The following is a 15,778-nucleotide window of genomic DNA, read 5'->3' on the forward strand; positions in this document are numbered from 1 at the left end:
TTTGCGAAAGGCGCGGCGATGAATTTCCGCCAACTCGACCTCAACCTGCTGCGCGTGCTGGCGGCCATTCACCGCACCGGCTCGGTGACGCTGGCCGGCAAGACCCTGGCGCTGTCGCAGCCGGCCACCAGCAATGCGCTGGCCCGGCTGCGCGACTTTTTCGAAGACGAGCTGTTTGTGCGCGCGCCGTCCGGCCTGAAGCCGACGCGCCTGTGCGAGCAGCTGGCGCCCGCGGTGCTGGCGCAGCTGCTGGCGCTGGAGACGCTGGTCACCGGCCACGAGGAGTTCGACCCGGCCAGCAGCGACATGCACTGGCGGCTGTCGCTGTCTGATCTGGGCGAAATGCTGTTCCTGCCGGAACTGGCCGGCGCCATGCGCAGCCAGGCGCCCGGGGCGCGGCTGTCCAACATCTCGGTGGCCTCCAGCGACGTGGCGGCCGCGCTGGAGGCGCGCGAGATCGACCTGGCCATCGGCATCCTGCAACCGCGCCACCGCGGCATACGCACCGAGCTGCTGTTTCGCGAGCGTTATGTGGCGATCGCCGCGCCGCAGTGGCGGCCCGCCTCCGGCCGCAGCGGCCGCGCCCTGACTCCGCAGCAGCTGGCCGAGGCCTCGTTTGTAGTGGCCGCGCCGACGGCGACTTTTCACGGCAGTGTCGAGCAGATGCTGGCGCGCATGAAGCTGGAAGACCGCATCGTGCTGCGGGCCCGCCATTTTGGCGCGCTGCCCGAGCTCGCGCTGAGCTCGGACCTGCTGTCCATCGTGCCGGAAATGTATGCGCGCAACCTGCGCCAGCGTTACGACTGCCGGGTCTGGGGCATCCCCGGCGTGCCGGCTTATGAGGTCCGCCTGGTCTGGCACAGCAGCACCGACAAGGACCCGGCGCACCAGTGGATGCGCGCGCTGGTGCACAAGCTGTTCAAACGGCCGGTGCGTACGGAGGCCGGCTGAGCCGGCGGGTTTTGAGGCCGGATGGGCCACCAGCCCATGTAAACCGGGCGTGAGCAGCTATGGAATGTGTAGCGAACCGGACGTGCGGCGCTTCAAAGACAGGGCCGCAGCGGCTTGCCTTCGAGCTGCGGCTTGAGCGTGTCGAGCTGTGCGCGCAGCGCGGCATCCACCGCCGCGAGTTTGAGGAGCTGGCCGCGTGCCTCGGCGCGCTCCTGCACCACGCGGGCGGTGCGCACGCCCTTGCTGGCCACCCGCGCGAGCTCCTTGTCGGCGTCGGCCTGCAGCGCAAAGCTGGCCAGGGCCAGCCCGGGGGCCAGCGCCTCGTTGTTGACCGCGCGGAAGGCCACGCCGCGCTGGCGCAACTCGTTGCGTTTTTTGGCCAGCGCTTCCTCGCTGGAGTATTTGCCCATGTAGACAATCCAGCGCGCCGGCTCGGCGCTGCTTTCGAATTGCCAGCTGCCGGCGGGCAGCACTTTCTCCAGTCTGGCCCGCAGCGCCGTGGTCTGTTGCTCGTTGAACAGGCCAGCCTGCAGGCATTCGGCGGTGGCTTCGGCCGTGGCGCTGGCGCCATTGGCCGGTCGGGCGGCGCTGCCGCTGGTCTCCAGTTGCCGGGCTTCGTCGGCCGTCAGCAGGCGGATCGCTTCGGGCCGGATCTGCGTGGCCAGGCGCTGGGGCTCGGTCTGCACGCTGGGCGCCATGCCCAGCGGTGCCAGCGCACCCTGCGACCAGGCGAAATAGACCACGTTGGCCAGCGCCAGCAGCAACACCAGCAGCCTCAGCATGGGCGCGCGCTGCCTGCGGTGGGGGTCGTCACGGGCCGGACGCTGACTTCGGAACTGGTGATTTCTTTCATGCCAGCCGCAGTATGCACCAGCAGCGCGCCGTGTTCACCGACCCCGTGGGCCACGCCCTGGGTGCCGTCGGACAGCTGCACGGCGCGCCCGGCCAGCGCGTCGCGCGCCGCAAACCGGGCCTGAAACGGCGCAAAACCAAACAGGCCGAAGGCCTGCACCGCCTGCACCAGCGGGGCCGCCACGCGCAGCAGCGTTTGCGCCACGTCGATGCCGGGCAGCAGCGTCTGCAGGGCGCCGGGCGCCAGCGCGGCCGGCTGGCCGGCGCCCGCAGGGGCCAGCGGCTGCGCCATCGGTCGGACATTGATGCCGACGCCGATGACCACATAACGCTGCTCGCCCCAGCTGGCGGTTTCGACCAGGATACCGGCCAGTTTGGAGTCGCCGCCGGCATCGCCCAGCCACAGGTCGTTGGGCCACTTGAGGCGGATGGCGGGTGCGGCGGGGTTGCCGGGCTCCAGGCTTTCGGCAATGCTGATGCCGACCGCCAGCGACAGGCCCGACCAGTCGGCCGGCTGCAGCGGTAGGCCCAGTGAAAAGGTCAGGCTGTCGCCGACGCTGCTTTGCCAGCTGCGGCCCATGCGGCCGCGGCCGGCAGTCTGCTGCTCCGCCACCAGCAGCACCGGTCCGCACGCGTCCGGCCCGGCGGACCGAAAGCGCCGCATCAGCTCGGTGTTGGTGGAGTCGATCTGCGCCAGCACCTCGACCGTGAAACCGGGCAGCACGGGCGCCACGGCTTCCCAGAGGGCCTCGGCGGGCCATCGGATGGGGGCAGCAGGAGCGGGATGCACGGCAGGGACCGCTCAGTCCTTTTTGCCTTTGCCTGGTTTGTCGGCCTTCCCGGCTTTTCCGGTCTTGCCGGCCTTCTTCAGGACTTTCTTGAGTTCCTTGTTGAGCGCTTTCTTGAGCTGCTTGCCCTTCACGGGCTGGTCGGCGCCGGAGGCTTTTTCCAGCTTGTTCTTCTTTTTTTCCTTCTTGCCCGGCTTGTCGTCTTTGGGGGCCAGCAGCGTGCCGCGGCAGTTTTTGGCGCCGCACCAGCAGGGGTACTCGGCCAGCAGCTTCTTGGTGTAGGGCGCGTCGATGATCAGGCCGTAGTCGTAAAACAGCTCGTCGCCGGCCTTGATGTTGCGCAGCGCCTTGATGAAGACCCGGCCGTCCTGCTCGTCAGCCTCGCAGTTGGGGTTGCAGCTGTGGTTGATCCAGCGCGAGGAGTTGCCGCCGTACTTGGCGTCGATCACATGTTTTTCATCGATGTGAAAGTAGAAGGTGTGGTTCGGGTCCTTCGGGTCGTGTGGGTGGCGGCGCAGGGCTTCTTTCCAGGTGACCACTTCGCCCACGTATTCGATCAGCGTCTCGCCTTCGGCGAGGTCCTGCACGGCAAACACCCCCTTGCCATGGACGTTGGAAACGCGGGTTTGAATCCGGCGGCCGGTGTCAGGCGCGGGCCTGGCGGGCGGGCTGGAAAGGGGGGCAGAGACCTGAGTTTTTGACACGGCGTATTTTTTTGGTATGGTTAATTCATGCATGTGCGCGCACATGCGGGTGCGCGCGTGCGTACGCGCGAAGCAGCTATTGTAGTGAAGCACGCAAGGAACAAGCCATGTTGAACCGCCGCAAGGCCCTCGGATCCGTCGCCGCGCTGGCCGCTGCGGGCTGGGGGCTGCCCGCGTGGGCCAGGGGCTCGGACAGCCCCCTGCCCGAGGTCGGCAGTACCCTGGCCTTGCCGGCCCTGAGCCTGCTGGACGGACGCCCCTGGACGCCCGAGCAGGTGCAGGGAAAGGTGCTTGTGGTGTACTGGTGGGCCAGCTGGTGCCCTTTTTGTGCGGTTCAGTCGCCCCACATCGAGGCTTTATGGCGGGCGCAGAAGGCGCGGGGCCTGGAGGTTCTGGCGCTGTCGATTGATAAGGATGCCGCTGCGGCGGTCAACTATATGAAGGCCCGGGGCTACAGCTTTCCCGCCGGGATGCTGACCCCCGACCTGGCCAAAGTGCTGCCCAAACCGGACGGTCTGCCGGTGGTGGTGGTTGTGAAAGTCAGTGGCAAGCGCGGAAAAGTGCTGTTTGCCGAAGCCGGGGAAATGTTCCCCGCAGATGTAGAAGGTTTGAAGAAGTACTTATGAAAACGCTGGTGATTGCAGAAAAACCCTCGGTCGCACAGGACATTGTGCGGGCCATGACGCCGACCGTGGGCAAGTTTGAAAAGCACGACGAGTACTTTGAGAGCGACGACTGGCTGGTCACCTCGGCCGTCGGCCACCTGGTGGAAATCCAGGCGCCGGAGGAGTTTGACGTCAAGCGCGGCAAGTGGAGTTTTGCCAACCTGCCGGTGATCCCGCCCTACTTCGACCTGAAGCCGATGGACAAGACCAAGACGCGGCTCAATGCCATCGTCAAGCTGACCAAGCGCAAGGACGTGGGCGCCCTCGTCAACGCCTGCGACGCGGGCCGCGAGGGCGAGCTGATCTTCCGCCTGATCCAGCAGTACGCCAAGAGCGCGCACCCGGTCAAGCGGCTGTGGCTGCAGTCCATGACGCCGGCCGCAATCCGCGAAGGTTTTGACAGCCTGCGCAGCGATGCGCAGATGCTGCCGCTGGCCGATGCGGCGCGCTGCCGCTCGGAGGCCGACTGGATGGTCGGCATCAACGGCACGCGCGCCATGACGGCCTTCAATTCGCGCGACGGCGGCTTCTTTCTGACGACCGTGGGGCGTGTCCAGACGCCGACCTTGTCGGTGGTGGTCGAGCGCGAGGAAAAAATCCGCAAGTTCGTCTCCCGGGACTACTGGGAAATCCACGCGAGTTTTCTGGCCGAAGCCGGCGAGTACCCGGCCAAGTGGTTTGACCCGAAGTGGAAGAAGGCCGCCGCGAATGCCGACAACGCCGAGCCCGATGCCGAGCTGAAAGCCGACCGCGTCTGGTCCGAACGCGAGGCGCTGGCGATTGCCGACGCCGTGCGCGGCAAGGCGGCGACGGTTACTGAGGAAAGCAAACCGACCACACAGGCATCGGGCCTGCTGTTTGACTTGACCTCGCTGCAGCGCGAGGCCAACGGCAAGTTCGGCTTTTCCGCCAAGACCACGCTGTCGATTGCGCAAAGCCTTTATGAGCGCCACAAGGCCCTGACCTACCCGCGTACCGACTCTCGCGCGCTGCCGGAAGACTATGTGCCGGTGGTCAAACAGACCTTTGAAATGCTGGCGGCCAGCCCCATGAAACACCTGGCGCCGCATGCCGCCACCGCGCTCAAGGGCAATTACATCAAGCCCAGTAAACGCATTTTTGACAACAGCAAGGTGAGTGATCACTTTGCGATTATCCCAACGTTGCAGGCGCCCAGCGGCTTGAGCGACGCTGAGCAAAAGCTGTATGACCTGGTGGTGCGCCGCTTCCTGGCGGTGTTTTTCCCGAGTGCTGAATATCTGGTGACGACGCGCATTTCGCAGTCGGTCGGCCACAGCTTCAAGACTGAAGGCAAGGTGCTGGTCAAGCCGGGCTGGCTGGCGATTTACGGCAAGGAAGCCGAAGACGAAAATACAGACGAGAAAGACAGCAAGACCCTGGTGGCGGTCAAACCGGGCGAGATGGTGCGCGCTGAAGTGGTGGAGGCCAAGGGCCTGAAAACCCGGCCACCGGCCCGCTATTCCGAGGCGACGCTGTTGGGCGCCATGGAAGGCGCAGGCAAGACGATTGACGACGACGAGTTGCGCGAAGCCATGCAGGAAAAAGGCCTGGGCACGCCAGCCACCCGCGCCGCCACCATCGAGGGACTGATCAACGAGAAGTACATGCTGCGCGAAGGCCGCGAGCTGATCCCGACGGCCAAGGCCTTTCAGCTCATGACCCTGCTGCGCGGCCTGGGCGTGGAAGAGCTCTCACGCGCCGACCTGACTGGCGACTGGGAGCACAAGCTCGCGCAAATGGAAAAAGGCAAGCTCAGCCGCGAGACCTTCATGGCCGAGATTGCCGACATGACCAAAAACCTGGTCGCCAAGGCCAAGGGTTACGACAAGGACACCATCCCCGGTGACTACGCCACCCTGAGCGCGCCCTGCCCCAATTGCGGCGGCGTCATCAAGGAAAACTACCGCCGCTACACCTGCACCGGCAAAAGCGGCGAAGGCTGCGGCTTTTCATTCGGCAAGACGCCGGCCGGGCGCACCTTCGAGGTGGCCGAGGTCGAGCAGTTCCTGCGCGACAAGCGGATCGGGCCGCTGGACGGCTTCCGCTCCAAGGCCGGCTGGCCATTCACGGCCGAGATGGTCATCAAGTTCGACGAAGAGACGAAGAACTACAAGCTCGAGTTTGATTTCGGCGACGACAAGGCCGGCGAAACCGGCGAGATCGTCGATTTTTCAGGCCAGCAGTCGCTGGGCGCCTGCCCCAAGTGCGGCGCCGGCGTGTTTGAACACGGCAAGAATTACGTCTGCGAAAAGTCGGTGCCGACCAACGCGCAGCCAACGCCGAGCTGCGACTTCAAGACCGGCCAGATGATCCTGCAGCAGCCGGTCGAGCGCGAGCAGATGGTCAAGCTGCTCACGACCGGCAAGACCGACCTGCTCGACAAGTTCGTCTCCATGCGCACGCGCCGGCCCTTCAAGGCCATGCTGGCCTGGGATGCCGAAGCCGGCAAGGTGAACTTCGAGTTTGCGCCGTCCAAGTTCCCGCCGCGCAAAACCGCTGGCCCGCCGCGGACCGGCACGGTGAAAACGCCGTTCGGGAAAACCGTGGCAGCCAAAAAAGCGGCCGGGCCCGCCACCAAAAAGGTGGCCGCCAAGAAAGTCGCGGCGAAAAAAGCGCCGGCTGCCAAAACCGCCAAGCCGAAAGTGGCGCGCGTGGCCAAGCCAGGCAGCGGCCTGAAACCCAGCGACGCATTGGCCGCGGTGATAGGCGCCGAGCCGGTGGCCCGCACCCAGGTCATCAAGAAGCTGTGGGATTACATCAAGGCCGAAGGCCTGCAGGACGCGGCGAACAAACGCGCCATCAACGCCGATGCCAAGCTGCTGGCCGTGTTCGGCAAGCCGCAGGTGACGATGTTTGAGTTGGCGGGAATTGTCGGTAAGCACCTGAGCTGACGCGCAGGTTCTCCGCTGCCCGAGGGCCGACCGTGGATGGCCGGTGGGCAGCGGAAAGGTGTCAGAGGGCCATCAGTTTGCGGTCATGCGCAGTTTCTGGTCGAGGAACTCGTTGGTGAACATGGCTGCCGGCTCGAACGGCTTGTCGATGCCAATCAGGTCTTTCACCAAGTCATAGTCGGCCTTCACGCGAGCGTTGTCAAAGCTGCCCAGGGCAACCTTGGTCGTGGCGTCGTCCCGCATCAGTTGCTTGATGCGTTCCCACTGGTCGCGCTGGTTGTCCGGGCTCAAGCCGCTGACATCGGCGGTCAGCGCCTGCAGGCAGGGGGAAAAATCCTTGACGCATTCCGCATAAGCGCGTTGCGTCACGGCGACAAATTTCCTGATGCGTTCCGTATTGGCGGCCAGATAGGCGCCGTTGACCACAAACGCATTGCCATACACATTGACGCCGATCGAGCGCCAAGCCACAAAGCCCAGGTCGGCGCCGAATTCGCGAACCTTCAGGTCATGTTCGTTGTAGAAGTCGCTGATGATGTCGACCGACTTGCTTTTCAGCGCGGCGACCTTGGCCGGAGGGCTGATATTCACAAAGGTCACGGCGGTCGGCGCCAAGCCGATTTTTTTGGCGAAGGCGGGCCACATCAGGCGCGAGGCATCGCCGGGTGGGTTGCCGATCTTGCGTCCGGCAAAGTCCTTGGGGCCATTGATTCCGGACGATTTGAGCCAGTAAAAGCCTTGCGGGGAATTGGCGTAAATCACCATGACTGCCTTGAGGTCTGCGCCTTTGCCTTTGGCCTGCATGGCTGTGGGAAGGTCGGCAATACCGACGTCGGCGCCGCCCGAGCCCACGCGTTGCGCTGCCACGCCAGAGCCCCTGCCGGCCTCGATCTTGAGGTCGATCCCTGCGTCGCTGTACCAGCCTTTGGATTTTGCGTAGTAGATCGGCGAATGATCAGCCGTAGGGGTCCAGTTCAACATCAGGCTCATGGGGTCTGCCGCCATGGCAAAGGAGGCGCTTGTCGCCAACAATACGGTGGCGGCGGATTTCACTAGACTTCGCATGGGTTCAACTCCAGAAATGATTGATCGGATTGGGCGCTTTCCAGTTTATATTACCAACTGTTTGGTTGAGAAGCAAATATGGCCACTTTATTGAAAACTCCTGAGCCTGCACTGCAGACGCCCAGGCGCGATGCCTCGGTCGCCAGGGCAGCCCTCATCGCGGCTGCCGTGGCGGAGTTCTCGCGCAAGGGCTTTGCCGGAGCGCGTGTGGACGAGATCGCGGCGGCGGCGGGTGTCAACAAGCAGCTGGTCTACCACTATTTCGACAGTAAGCAGGGGCTTTACCTTGTGGCGCTGGAGTCGGTTTACGCCGAAATACGGGAAAAGGAGCAGAAGCTGTCACTGGGGGCGCTGGAGCCCATGGAGGCCATGGCCCAGCTCGTGGGATTCTCATTTGACTACCTCGCTGAGCATCCGGAATTCATCGCGCTGCTGACCGACGAGAACCGCAACCAGGGCAGTCACATCCTGGCATCCGAGCGCCTGCAGAAGATGCACTCGCCCTTCATCGAGATGCTGGAAGCCACGCTCAAGCGTGGCGTGGCCGCGGGGGTATTCCGTTCTGACTTTGACGCGATCAACCTCTATATCTCCGTCGCCGGCATTTCGTATTTCTTCTTTTCGAACAACCATACGCTTTCGGCCATCTTCGGCAAGCCGCTGGGCTCGCGCGGTGCCCTGGTGCAACGCCGTCGCCATGTGATCGACTTTGCGCTCAACGCCCTGAGGCCCTGAGGCCCTGACGCCCCATGCACCCTTGTACCGTGGATCCGGCCCGGCGATGACCCTCAGTGTCCTGGATGTCTTCAAGATTGGTATCGGCCCGTCGAGTTCGCACACGGTAGGCCCCATGCGCGCTGCTGCCCGTTTTGTGCGCTGCCTGGAGCAGGGCGGGCTGCTCGAGCAAACCGCCGCAGTGCGAACCGAGCTTTATGGCTCGCTGGGCGCTACCGGCAAGGGCCATGGCAGTGGAAAAGCCGTGATTCTGGGGCTGCTGGGCGAGGAGCCGGACCGCGTGGACACGTCAACGATGGATGCCCGGCTGGCGCAGATTCGCAGCGACCAGAGCCTGCGCCTGCAGGGCACCCACACCGTGCGTTTTGTCGAAGCTGAACACCTGCTGTACTACCGCAAAAGCCTGCCGTTTCATCCTAACGGCATGCGTTTTGCCGCCCTGTCTGCCGACGGTGCCGTGCTGTGCACGCGTGACTATTACTCGGTGGGCGGCGGCTTTGTGGTGGATGACGGCGACCAGGCGCTGGTGGAGCTTGGCGCGCCTGTGCCTTACCTTTTCACCACAGGTGACCAGCTTCTGGGCCTGTGCCATGCGCAGGGCCTGTCCGTCAGCGCGCTGATGCGCGCCAATGAAGCGGCGTTGCGGCCGGATAGCGATACCTCGGCTGGTCTGGCGCGTATCTGGACCGTGATGCAGGAATGTGTGCGCAGCGGGTGCGCCCAGGAGGGTGTGTTGCCCGGGCCCATGCGTCTCAAGCGCCGGGCCCCCGACCTGCTGCGTCAGCTGCACAGCCAGCCCCAGGCCGGGCTGACCGATCCCTTGGTGGTGCTTGACTGGGTGAGCCTTTATGCCTTGGCCGTCAACGAGGAAAACGCCGGCGGCGGGCGCGTCGTGACGGCGCCGACCAACGGCGCGGCCGGCATCATCCCGGCGGTGCTGCATTACTACACCCGCTTCATCCATGGGGCGAATGCCGAAGGCGTGGAGCGCTTTTTGCTGACGGCTGCAGCGATTGCCCTCCTGTATAAGGAAAACGCTTCGCTCTCAGGCGCCGAAGTGGGCTGCCAGGGCGAGGTTGGCGTGGCTTCTTCGATGGCTGCGGGTGCGCTGGCCGAGGTGCTGGGCGGCACACCGGCACAGGTGGAGAACGCCGCGGAGATCGGCATGGAGCACAACCTGGGCCTGACCTGCGATCCGGTGGGTGGCCTGGTGCAGGTGCCCTGCATAGAGCGCAACGCCATGGGAGCGACCAAAGCCATCAATGCCGCGCGCATGGCGCTGCGCGGTGACGGCAGCCATTCGGTGTCGCTGGACCAGGTCATCAAGACCATGCGTGAGACAGGCGCCGACATGAAGACCAAGTACAAGGAGACTTCGCGCGGCGGCCTGGCGGTCAACGTTATCGAGTGTTAGTCCCGCGCGTCCCGCGCGCTGCCGGCTGCGCATGTTGAGCTGAAATTAATTCAACTAGTTGGTTGACAACAAGTCGAGGCAAATCTATTATTCGCGAATGACTGTTTGCGCGAAGGAATTCACATGAAGGCTCTCCTCGATGGTGTGGCGTTGGCTGTTGCACCGGAGTCGGACGGCAGCGGGCCACCCTGGCGGCGCTGGGGAATCATTGTGGGCATCCATCTGGCCGGCGTGTTGCTCTGGGAAGCCGTGGTGCGCATTTTCGCCATCCAGTCCTTCATCCTTCCGGCGCCCTCGCGCGTGCTGGCGACCCTTGCCAACACCAATCTGAGCTGGCTCAGCAACACCACGGTCACGGCGATCGAGATTTTCGGCGGCTATGCCTTGGGGCTGGTGCTGGGCATCCTGTGCGCCTTGCTGTTCATCACCAGCCGCCGGCTCACGCTGCTGGTGTTTCCGGTGCTGGTCACGCTGAACATGATTCCCAAGGTGGCGCTCGGGCCGCTGGTCATCGTCTGGTTCAGCTACGGCATAGGCACCAATATCCTGATCACCTTCAGCCTTTGCTTCTTCCCGATCCTGCTGACCACCATTCGTGGCCTCAATGAGACCGAGCCCGAGCTGCTCGACCTGGTGCGCGCGCTTAAGGGCTCACGCTGGCAGCTGTTTCGCTACATCCAGCTGCCGGGCTCCCTGCCTTACGTGTTTTCCGGGATGAAAGTCGCCACCATCCTGGCGGTCGCAGGCGCTGTTGTCGGGGAGTTCATCGCTTCCGACAAGGGCCTGGGTTACCTGATGATCCAGCTGCAGGCCTCGCTCGACACCCCCGCCGTCTTCATGGCCGTGTTGCTCATCACCGGGCTGGGCGTGCTGCTTTACCTGCTGGTCCTCCTGCTGGAGCGGCTCTTCATCACTCAAGACGCAAGAATTCAATGACTCACCTGTCAAATACCTCCCCTACCGTGCTGGAGGACCTGCCCTTTCCCGAAAGTTTTGCCGACGAGCAGGCCCTGGAGGACTACCTAGCCACGCCCTCGCTTGATCTGGTCCGTGATCTGGTGCGCCTCGATGGCGACCTGATGATTCTGGGTGTGGGCGGAAAAATGGGACCCACCCTGGCGCGCCTGGCGCGTAATGCCATGCCCGGGCGCCGTGTGATCGCCGTGGCCCGCTTCAGCGAACCCGGTGTGCGGGAGATGCTGGAAAAACACGGCATCGAAACCATCAGCTGCGACCTGCTGGACCGCGCTGCCGTGGCCGCCTTGCCGCAGTGCGCCAATGTGGTGTTCATGGCCGGACGCAAGTTCGGCGCCGACGCCAACAACCCGCTGACCTGGGCCATGAACGCCCATGTGCCGGCTCTGGTCGCCGAGACCTTCAAAACGGCGCGCATCGTGGCTTTTTCCACCGCCTGTGTCTATCCCTTTGTGCCGGTCATCAGCCAAGGCTCCGCCGAAGACTCGTCCCTGAGCCCCCCCGGCGAATACGCCAACTCCTGTGTCGGGCGTGAGCGCATGTTCGAATATTTCTCGCAGGTTCATGGCACGCCGGGCCGCCTGTTCCGCCTGAGCTACGCGATTGACCTGCGTTATGGCGTGCTGGCCGATGTGGCCACCAAGGTGTGGCACGGCGAGCAGATTGACGTAACCATGGGGCACGTCAACGTGATCTGGCAAGGCGACGCCAACGCGCAGGCCCTGCGCTGCCTGGCCGTCGCGACCGTGCCGACCTCGCCCCTGAACGTGAGCGGGCCCGAGACCACCTCCATCCGCTGGCTGGCCCAGGAGTTTGCGCGCCGCTTCGGCAAGCCCGCCCACATCGTCGGCGAGGAAGCGCCCACCGCCTGGCTCATGAACACCGGCGAGGCCGAGCGCCTGTTCGGCTACCCGCGTGTATCGCTGTCGCGCCAGATCGGCTGGGTGGCGGACTGGATTTCCCGCGAGCAGCGCCTCTACGGCAAGCCGACCAAGTTCGAATCACGCGATGGCAAATACTGAAGCGGCCGTCGTCGTCGAAACGCTGGGGCCGCTGACACCCGTCGTGCAGGCCGGGCTGGACGCCCTGGTGCTGCAAAGTGGCTGGAACCAGACGCCGCAGGACTGGGCGATTTTTTCGCGCGAAGGCACGGTCTGCGTCGTGCGTGATGCGCAGGGCCGCATCGTTGCCAGCGGCGCGGTGTTGCCCCATGGCCCGCAAGTCGTCTGGATCAGCATGATCCTGGTGGCGAGCGATCTTCGCGGCCGGGGCCTGGGCCGCGCGGTGTTTTTGCACTGCCTGGCCCTGGTGAAAGCCGCCGGGCGCACCGCCTGCCTGGACGCCACACCCGACGGCCAGCGCCTCTACAGCCAGTTCGGTTTTGCGCCGGTGTACGGGTTGACACGCTGGCAACGCGCTGCCCGGCCGCAGGCCGTGCCGGCCGCGCGCAGCCAGCAGCTTCCCGACGCGGAAGCGTTGGCCGCGCTGGATGCGCAGGCGCTGGGTGCGCCACGCCATGCACTACTGGCGGATTTGCTGGCGCGGCCGGACGCTGCCTGTGTGCGCAGCAGCGAGGGTTTTGCCATCGTGCGCCGCGGGCGCATCGCGCACCAGATCGGCCCTTTGCTGGCGCTCAATAAAGCCAGCGCCGCCGAACTGATGACACGCGCCGTGCAGGGCTTGGCGGGCCCGGTTTTCATCGATGTACCCGATGAACGCGCCTTGCTGGCCCGCCAGCTTCACGACGCCGGCTTCACGCCGCAGCGCAGTTTCATGCGCATGGTGCTGGGCGACCAGCCATTGCAGGGACAGACCCATTTCATTCACGCGATTGCGGGCCCGGAATTCGGATAAGCCGCTGCACCACAGACACAGGAGTTCCCATGCCCTTGAAACGATCCGACCTGCCTGAAGACGTGCTGGCACTGCTGGCGCAAGGCACGGTGATTCCCGCGCACCCGCTGGCACTCGATGCCGGGCGCCAGTTCGATCGCCAGCGCCAGCGCGCGCTGACGCGTTATTACGTGGATGCCGGCGCCGGCGGCCTCGCCGTGGGCGTCCACACCACCCAGTTCAGCATCCGCGAGCGTGGCCTGTACGAACCGGTGTTGCGCGCCGCCATGGAAGACCGGCTGGCCTGGTCCAGCCGTCCCATGGTCATGATTGCCGGCCTGTGCGGCAGTACGGCCCAGGCGCGCACCGAGGCGCAAACCGCGGTGGGGCTGGGTTACCACGCCGGGCTGCTGAGCCTGGCGGCGCTGGCCCATTCTTCCGAGGAAGAGTTGATTGCGCACTGCGAAGCCGTGGCGCAGGAGATCCCGCTGATTGGTTTTTACCTGCAGACGGTGGTGGGCGGGCCGGTGTTGTCCAGTGATTTCTGGCGCCGTTTCGCCCTGATCCCGAACGCCCTGGCCATCAAGGTCGCTCCCTTCAATCGCTACCGCAGCATCGACGTGGTGCGCGGCTTGGTCGATGCACGTGCCGAGGAGCGCGTTTTCCTCTACACCGGCAACGATGACCATATCGTGCTCGACCTGGCCCTGCCGTTTGCCGTCATGCGCGACGGCCAGCCCGTGACCGTGCGTTTTCGCGGCGGCTTGCTGGGCCACTGGTCGGTGTGGACGGCCAGCGCCGTCAGCCAGCTGGCACAGATCAAGGCCGAACTGGCGGCCAACGGCGGCGTGTTGAGTCCGCAGCTGCTGGCGCTCGATTCGCGGGTGACCGACTGCAACAGCGCCTTCTTCGACGTGGCCAACAACTTCCATGGCTGTATTGCCGGGTGCCACGAGGTGTTGCGGCGCCAGGGCCTGCTTGAAGGCATCTGGTGCCTGGACCCGGCCGAAGGCCTGGGCCCCGGCCAGACCGGTGAGATCGATCGCGTCTACCAGGCCCACGGCGACCTTGGCGACGACGCCTTTGTGCGCAGGAACCTGCAGCGGTGGTTGGCATGAGCGCGGCTTTCAGCCTTCCTGTGCGGGGCGAGGCTCTGATCAGCATAAACCAGTTGCGTAAGGTCTACCGCAAGGGCGCACAGGAGTTCCTCGCGATCTCCGACGTCACCCTGGACATCCACGAGGGCGACATGGTGTCGCTGGTCGGGCCCTCGGGCTGCGGCAAGTCCACGCTGCTGAAGATACTCGCCGGCCTGCATGGCCACGACGGTGGCACCCTGCAGATAGGCGGCCCCGGCGGCGCGGCCTTCAACCCGGGGCGCGACGTAGGCATGGTGTTCCAGCAGCCGCTGCTGCTGAAGTGGCGCAACATCCTGGACAACGTGTTGCTGCCCGCCGACATCCTCGGGCTGCCGCGCAAGGCGGCAGTGGAACGCGCACATGGGCTGCTTGAGATGGTGGGCCTGACCGGTTTTGCCGACAAGCACCCGTACGAGCTGTCGGGTGGCATGCAGCAGCGCGCCTCCATTGCCAGGGCCCTGATTCACGACCCCAAGCTGGTGCTGATGGACGAGCCCTTCGGCGCACTGGATGCGCTGACGCGCGAAAAAATGAATCTGGAGATGCTGCGCATCTGGGAGCAAAGCCGCAAGACCTTTGTGGTGGTGACCCACAGCATCCAGGAGGCGGTGTTTCTCGGTTCGCACTGCGCGGTGTTGACCGCCGGACCGGCGCGCATGGCCGACTTTTTTGCCATCGACCTGCCCGAGCCGCGCAAGCTGCACCTCAAAACGACGCCCGCCTTTGGCGCCTACGTGACGCGGATTTACGACCTGCTGGGTGTGGAGTAAACCGGCACCGCGGCCACCCGGCCGCCGGTGCGGATGTCAATCGCTACTGAATCAATAGCTTGGTGCGCAAGTCTCCCAAGGACTGCAGCCCAGTTTTGTCTGAATTTCTGGCCTCAACCCTGCCGCACGGGCCGGTTCATCATGCGGGCGCCGTGGGCCTTGCTTTCGCCGCCGCCACCGCGGAAAGAAAATCTTCCAGCACCGCCGCATCGTCAATCGTGTCCGACCCCGGCTGGTGAAACTCGGGGTGCCACTGCAGCGCCGCAATGTAGCTTTTCGACCGGTCCTTGCGGCGTATGGCTTCCACCATGCCGTCGGGCACGCTGAAGGCCTCGGCCTCGAACTCGGGCGCCAGGTCCTTGATGCCCTGATGGTGAATGCTGTTGACGCGCACGCGTTCAACGCCGGGGTACAACTTCGACAACTGCGTGCCCTGCACAATCTCCACGCTGTGGAAGTTCTGGTCGTAGATCACCGCGTCGCGATGCAGGAAGGATTCGGGCACCTGGGTGGCGATGTCCTGGTACAGCGTGCCGCCGAAGGCCACGTTGAGCAGCTGCAGGCCGCGGCAGATGCCGAACACCGGCTTGCCGGCTTTTTCGAAGGAGGCGACCATGGCCTTGTCGTAGTCGTCGCGCACGCGGTCGCCGGACCAGCGTTCTTCGAGCGGCTCTTCGCCGTAGCTGCCGGGCCAGACATCGGCGCCGCCGTGCAGCACCAGGCCGTCGAGCCACTGGGCGTAGTCGTCAAACCCCACATCGCCGCGCTGCGTGGCGCCGGTCGGGCAGGGCACCATCACCACCATCGCGCCCGAGGACATGATCCAGTGGGCGACTGTCTGCTCGACGTACTGCAGGGTTTTGCCGGTGAACAGCGAACGCGTCGGGTCGGCGTGTGAAAAGCAGGCCGAGAGGCCGATCTTGAGCCGGGTGCGCATGTGGCGCTGGCTGTTCATGGCTGTCGTTTTGCGCATCG

At 64.8% G+C, this 15,778-nt stretch carries 15 protein-coding genes; 10 read left to right on the top strand and 5 right to left on the bottom strand.

The genetic code is table 11. The annotated features are described in order from the left end of the window. Positions 1-18: 18 nt before the first annotated feature. Positions 19-951, top strand: a complete 933-nt coding sequence (locus B7G52_RS07090) for a LysR family transcriptional regulator (RefSeq protein ID WP_096696922.1) — start codon at positions 19-21, stop codon at positions 949-951. 92 nt (positions 952-1,043) lie between these two features. Here the strand turns inward: B7G52_RS07090 and B7G52_RS07095 are convergent, their stop codons facing one another. Genes B7G52_RS07095 through B7G52_RS07105 form a run of 3 tightly spaced genes read right to left on the bottom strand, consistent with a single transcriptional unit; the run spans position 1,044 to position 3,328 of the window. After that, entirely contained in the window at positions 1,044-1,733 is a 690-nt protein-coding gene (locus tag B7G52_RS07095; RefSeq protein ID WP_096696923.1) for a hypothetical protein, read from the bottom strand. Beyond that, on the bottom strand, positions 1,727-2,593 hold the full coding sequence (locus B7G52_RS07100) for a biotin--[acetyl-CoA-carboxylase] ligase (protein WP_096696924.1): 867 nt from the start codon (positions 2,591-2,593) through the stop codon (positions 1,727-1,729). The genes B7G52_RS07095 and B7G52_RS07100 overlap by 7 nt, the downstream gene beginning before the upstream one ends. A gap of 12 nt (positions 2,594-2,605) precedes the next feature. Continuing rightward, complete coding sequence (locus tag B7G52_RS07105) at positions 2,606-3,328, bottom strand: SET domain-containing protein (RefSeq protein WP_096696967.1); 723 nt, start codon at positions 3,326-3,328, stop codon at positions 2,606-2,608. A 74-nt stretch (positions 3,329-3,402) separates the two neighbouring features. Between B7G52_RS07105 and B7G52_RS07110 the strand changes: the two genes are divergently transcribed. Together B7G52_RS07110 and B7G52_RS07115 are read left to right on the top strand one after the other, a co-directional pair. Next, a complete protein-coding gene (locus B7G52_RS07110; protein WP_096696925.1) occupies positions 3,403-3,921 on the top strand; it encodes a TlpA disulfide reductase family protein in 519 nt (172 codons plus the stop codon). Next, positions 3,918-6,872 carry a DNA topoisomerase III gene (locus tag B7G52_RS07115; protein WP_096696926.1) on the top strand — a complete coding sequence of 985 codons (2,955 nt, stop codon included), beginning with the start codon at positions 3,918-3,920 and terminating at the stop codon, positions 6,870-6,872. Before B7G52_RS07110 ends, B7G52_RS07115 begins: the two co-directional genes overlap by 4 nt. Before the next feature lie 72 nt (positions 6,873-6,944). On the opposite strand, the gene B7G52_RS07120 is transcribed toward B7G52_RS07115, so the two are convergent. Next, positions 6,945-7,937 carry an ABC transporter substrate-binding protein gene (locus tag B7G52_RS07120; protein WP_170954702.1) on the bottom strand — a complete coding sequence of 331 codons (993 nt, stop codon included), beginning with the start codon at positions 7,935-7,937 and terminating at the stop codon, positions 6,945-6,947. Between the two features lie 78 nt (positions 7,938-8,015). On the opposite strand from B7G52_RS07120, the gene B7G52_RS07125 reads away from it, so the two are divergent. The 7 genes from B7G52_RS07125 to B7G52_RS07155 all read left to right on the top strand — a co-directional run bounded on the left by B7G52_RS07125 (position 8,016) and on the right by B7G52_RS07155 (position 14,803). Beyond that, the gene (locus B7G52_RS07125; RefSeq protein ID WP_096696927.1) at positions 8,016-8,672 is read left to right on the top strand and encodes a TetR family transcriptional regulator; all 657 of its coding nucleotides are present in this window, start codon (positions 8,016-8,018) and stop codon (positions 8,670-8,672) included. 46 nt (positions 8,673-8,718) lie between these two features. Continuing rightward, a complete protein-coding gene (locus B7G52_RS07130) occupies positions 8,719-10,086 on the top strand; it encodes an L-serine ammonia-lyase (protein WP_096696928.1) in 1,368 nt (455 codons plus the stop codon). A gap of 123 nt (positions 10,087-10,209) precedes the next feature. Further along, positions 10,210-11,022, top strand: a complete 813-nt coding sequence (locus B7G52_RS07135) for an ABC transporter permease (RefSeq protein WP_096696969.1) — start codon at positions 10,210-10,212, stop codon at positions 11,020-11,022. Then, positions 11,019-12,083 carry an NAD(P)-dependent oxidoreductase gene (locus B7G52_RS07140; protein ID WP_096696929.1) on the top strand — a complete coding sequence of 355 codons (1,065 nt, stop codon included), beginning with the start codon at positions 11,019-11,021 and terminating at the stop codon, positions 12,081-12,083. Before B7G52_RS07135 ends, B7G52_RS07140 begins: the two co-directional genes overlap by 4 nt. Continuing rightward, positions 12,070-12,915, top strand: a complete 846-nt coding sequence (locus tag B7G52_RS07145) for a GNAT family N-acetyltransferase (protein ID WP_096696930.1) — start codon at positions 12,070-12,072, stop codon at positions 12,913-12,915. Before B7G52_RS07140 ends, B7G52_RS07145 begins: the two co-directional genes overlap by 14 nt. Positions 12,916-12,944: 29 nt before the next feature. After that, positions 12,945-14,012: a dihydrodipicolinate synthase family protein gene (locus B7G52_RS07150; RefSeq protein ID WP_096696931.1), complete on the top strand. Its 1,068-nt coding sequence runs from the start codon at positions 12,945-12,947 to the stop codon at positions 14,010-14,012. Continuing rightward, a complete protein-coding gene (locus B7G52_RS07155) occupies positions 14,009-14,803 on the top strand; it encodes an ABC transporter ATP-binding protein (RefSeq protein ID WP_096696932.1) in 795 nt (264 codons plus the stop codon). The genes B7G52_RS07150 and B7G52_RS07155 overlap by 4 nt, the downstream gene beginning before the upstream one ends. 139 nt (positions 14,804-14,942) lie before the next feature. Here the strand turns inward: B7G52_RS07155 and B7G52_RS07160 are convergent, their stop codons facing one another. Then, positions 14,943-15,776 carry a gamma-glutamyl-gamma-aminobutyrate hydrolase family protein gene (locus B7G52_RS07160; RefSeq protein ID WP_240523354.1) on the bottom strand — a complete coding sequence of 278 codons (834 nt, stop codon included), beginning with the start codon at positions 15,774-15,776 and terminating at the stop codon, positions 14,943-14,945. Positions 15,777-15,778 lie beyond the last annotated feature (2 nt).

Origin of the sequence: Polaromonas sp. AER18D-145, assembly GCF_002379095.1 — a bacterium.
In the GTDB taxonomy this organism is placed as follows: Bacteria; Pseudomonadota; Gammaproteobacteria; order Burkholderiales; family Burkholderiaceae_C; genus Polaromonas.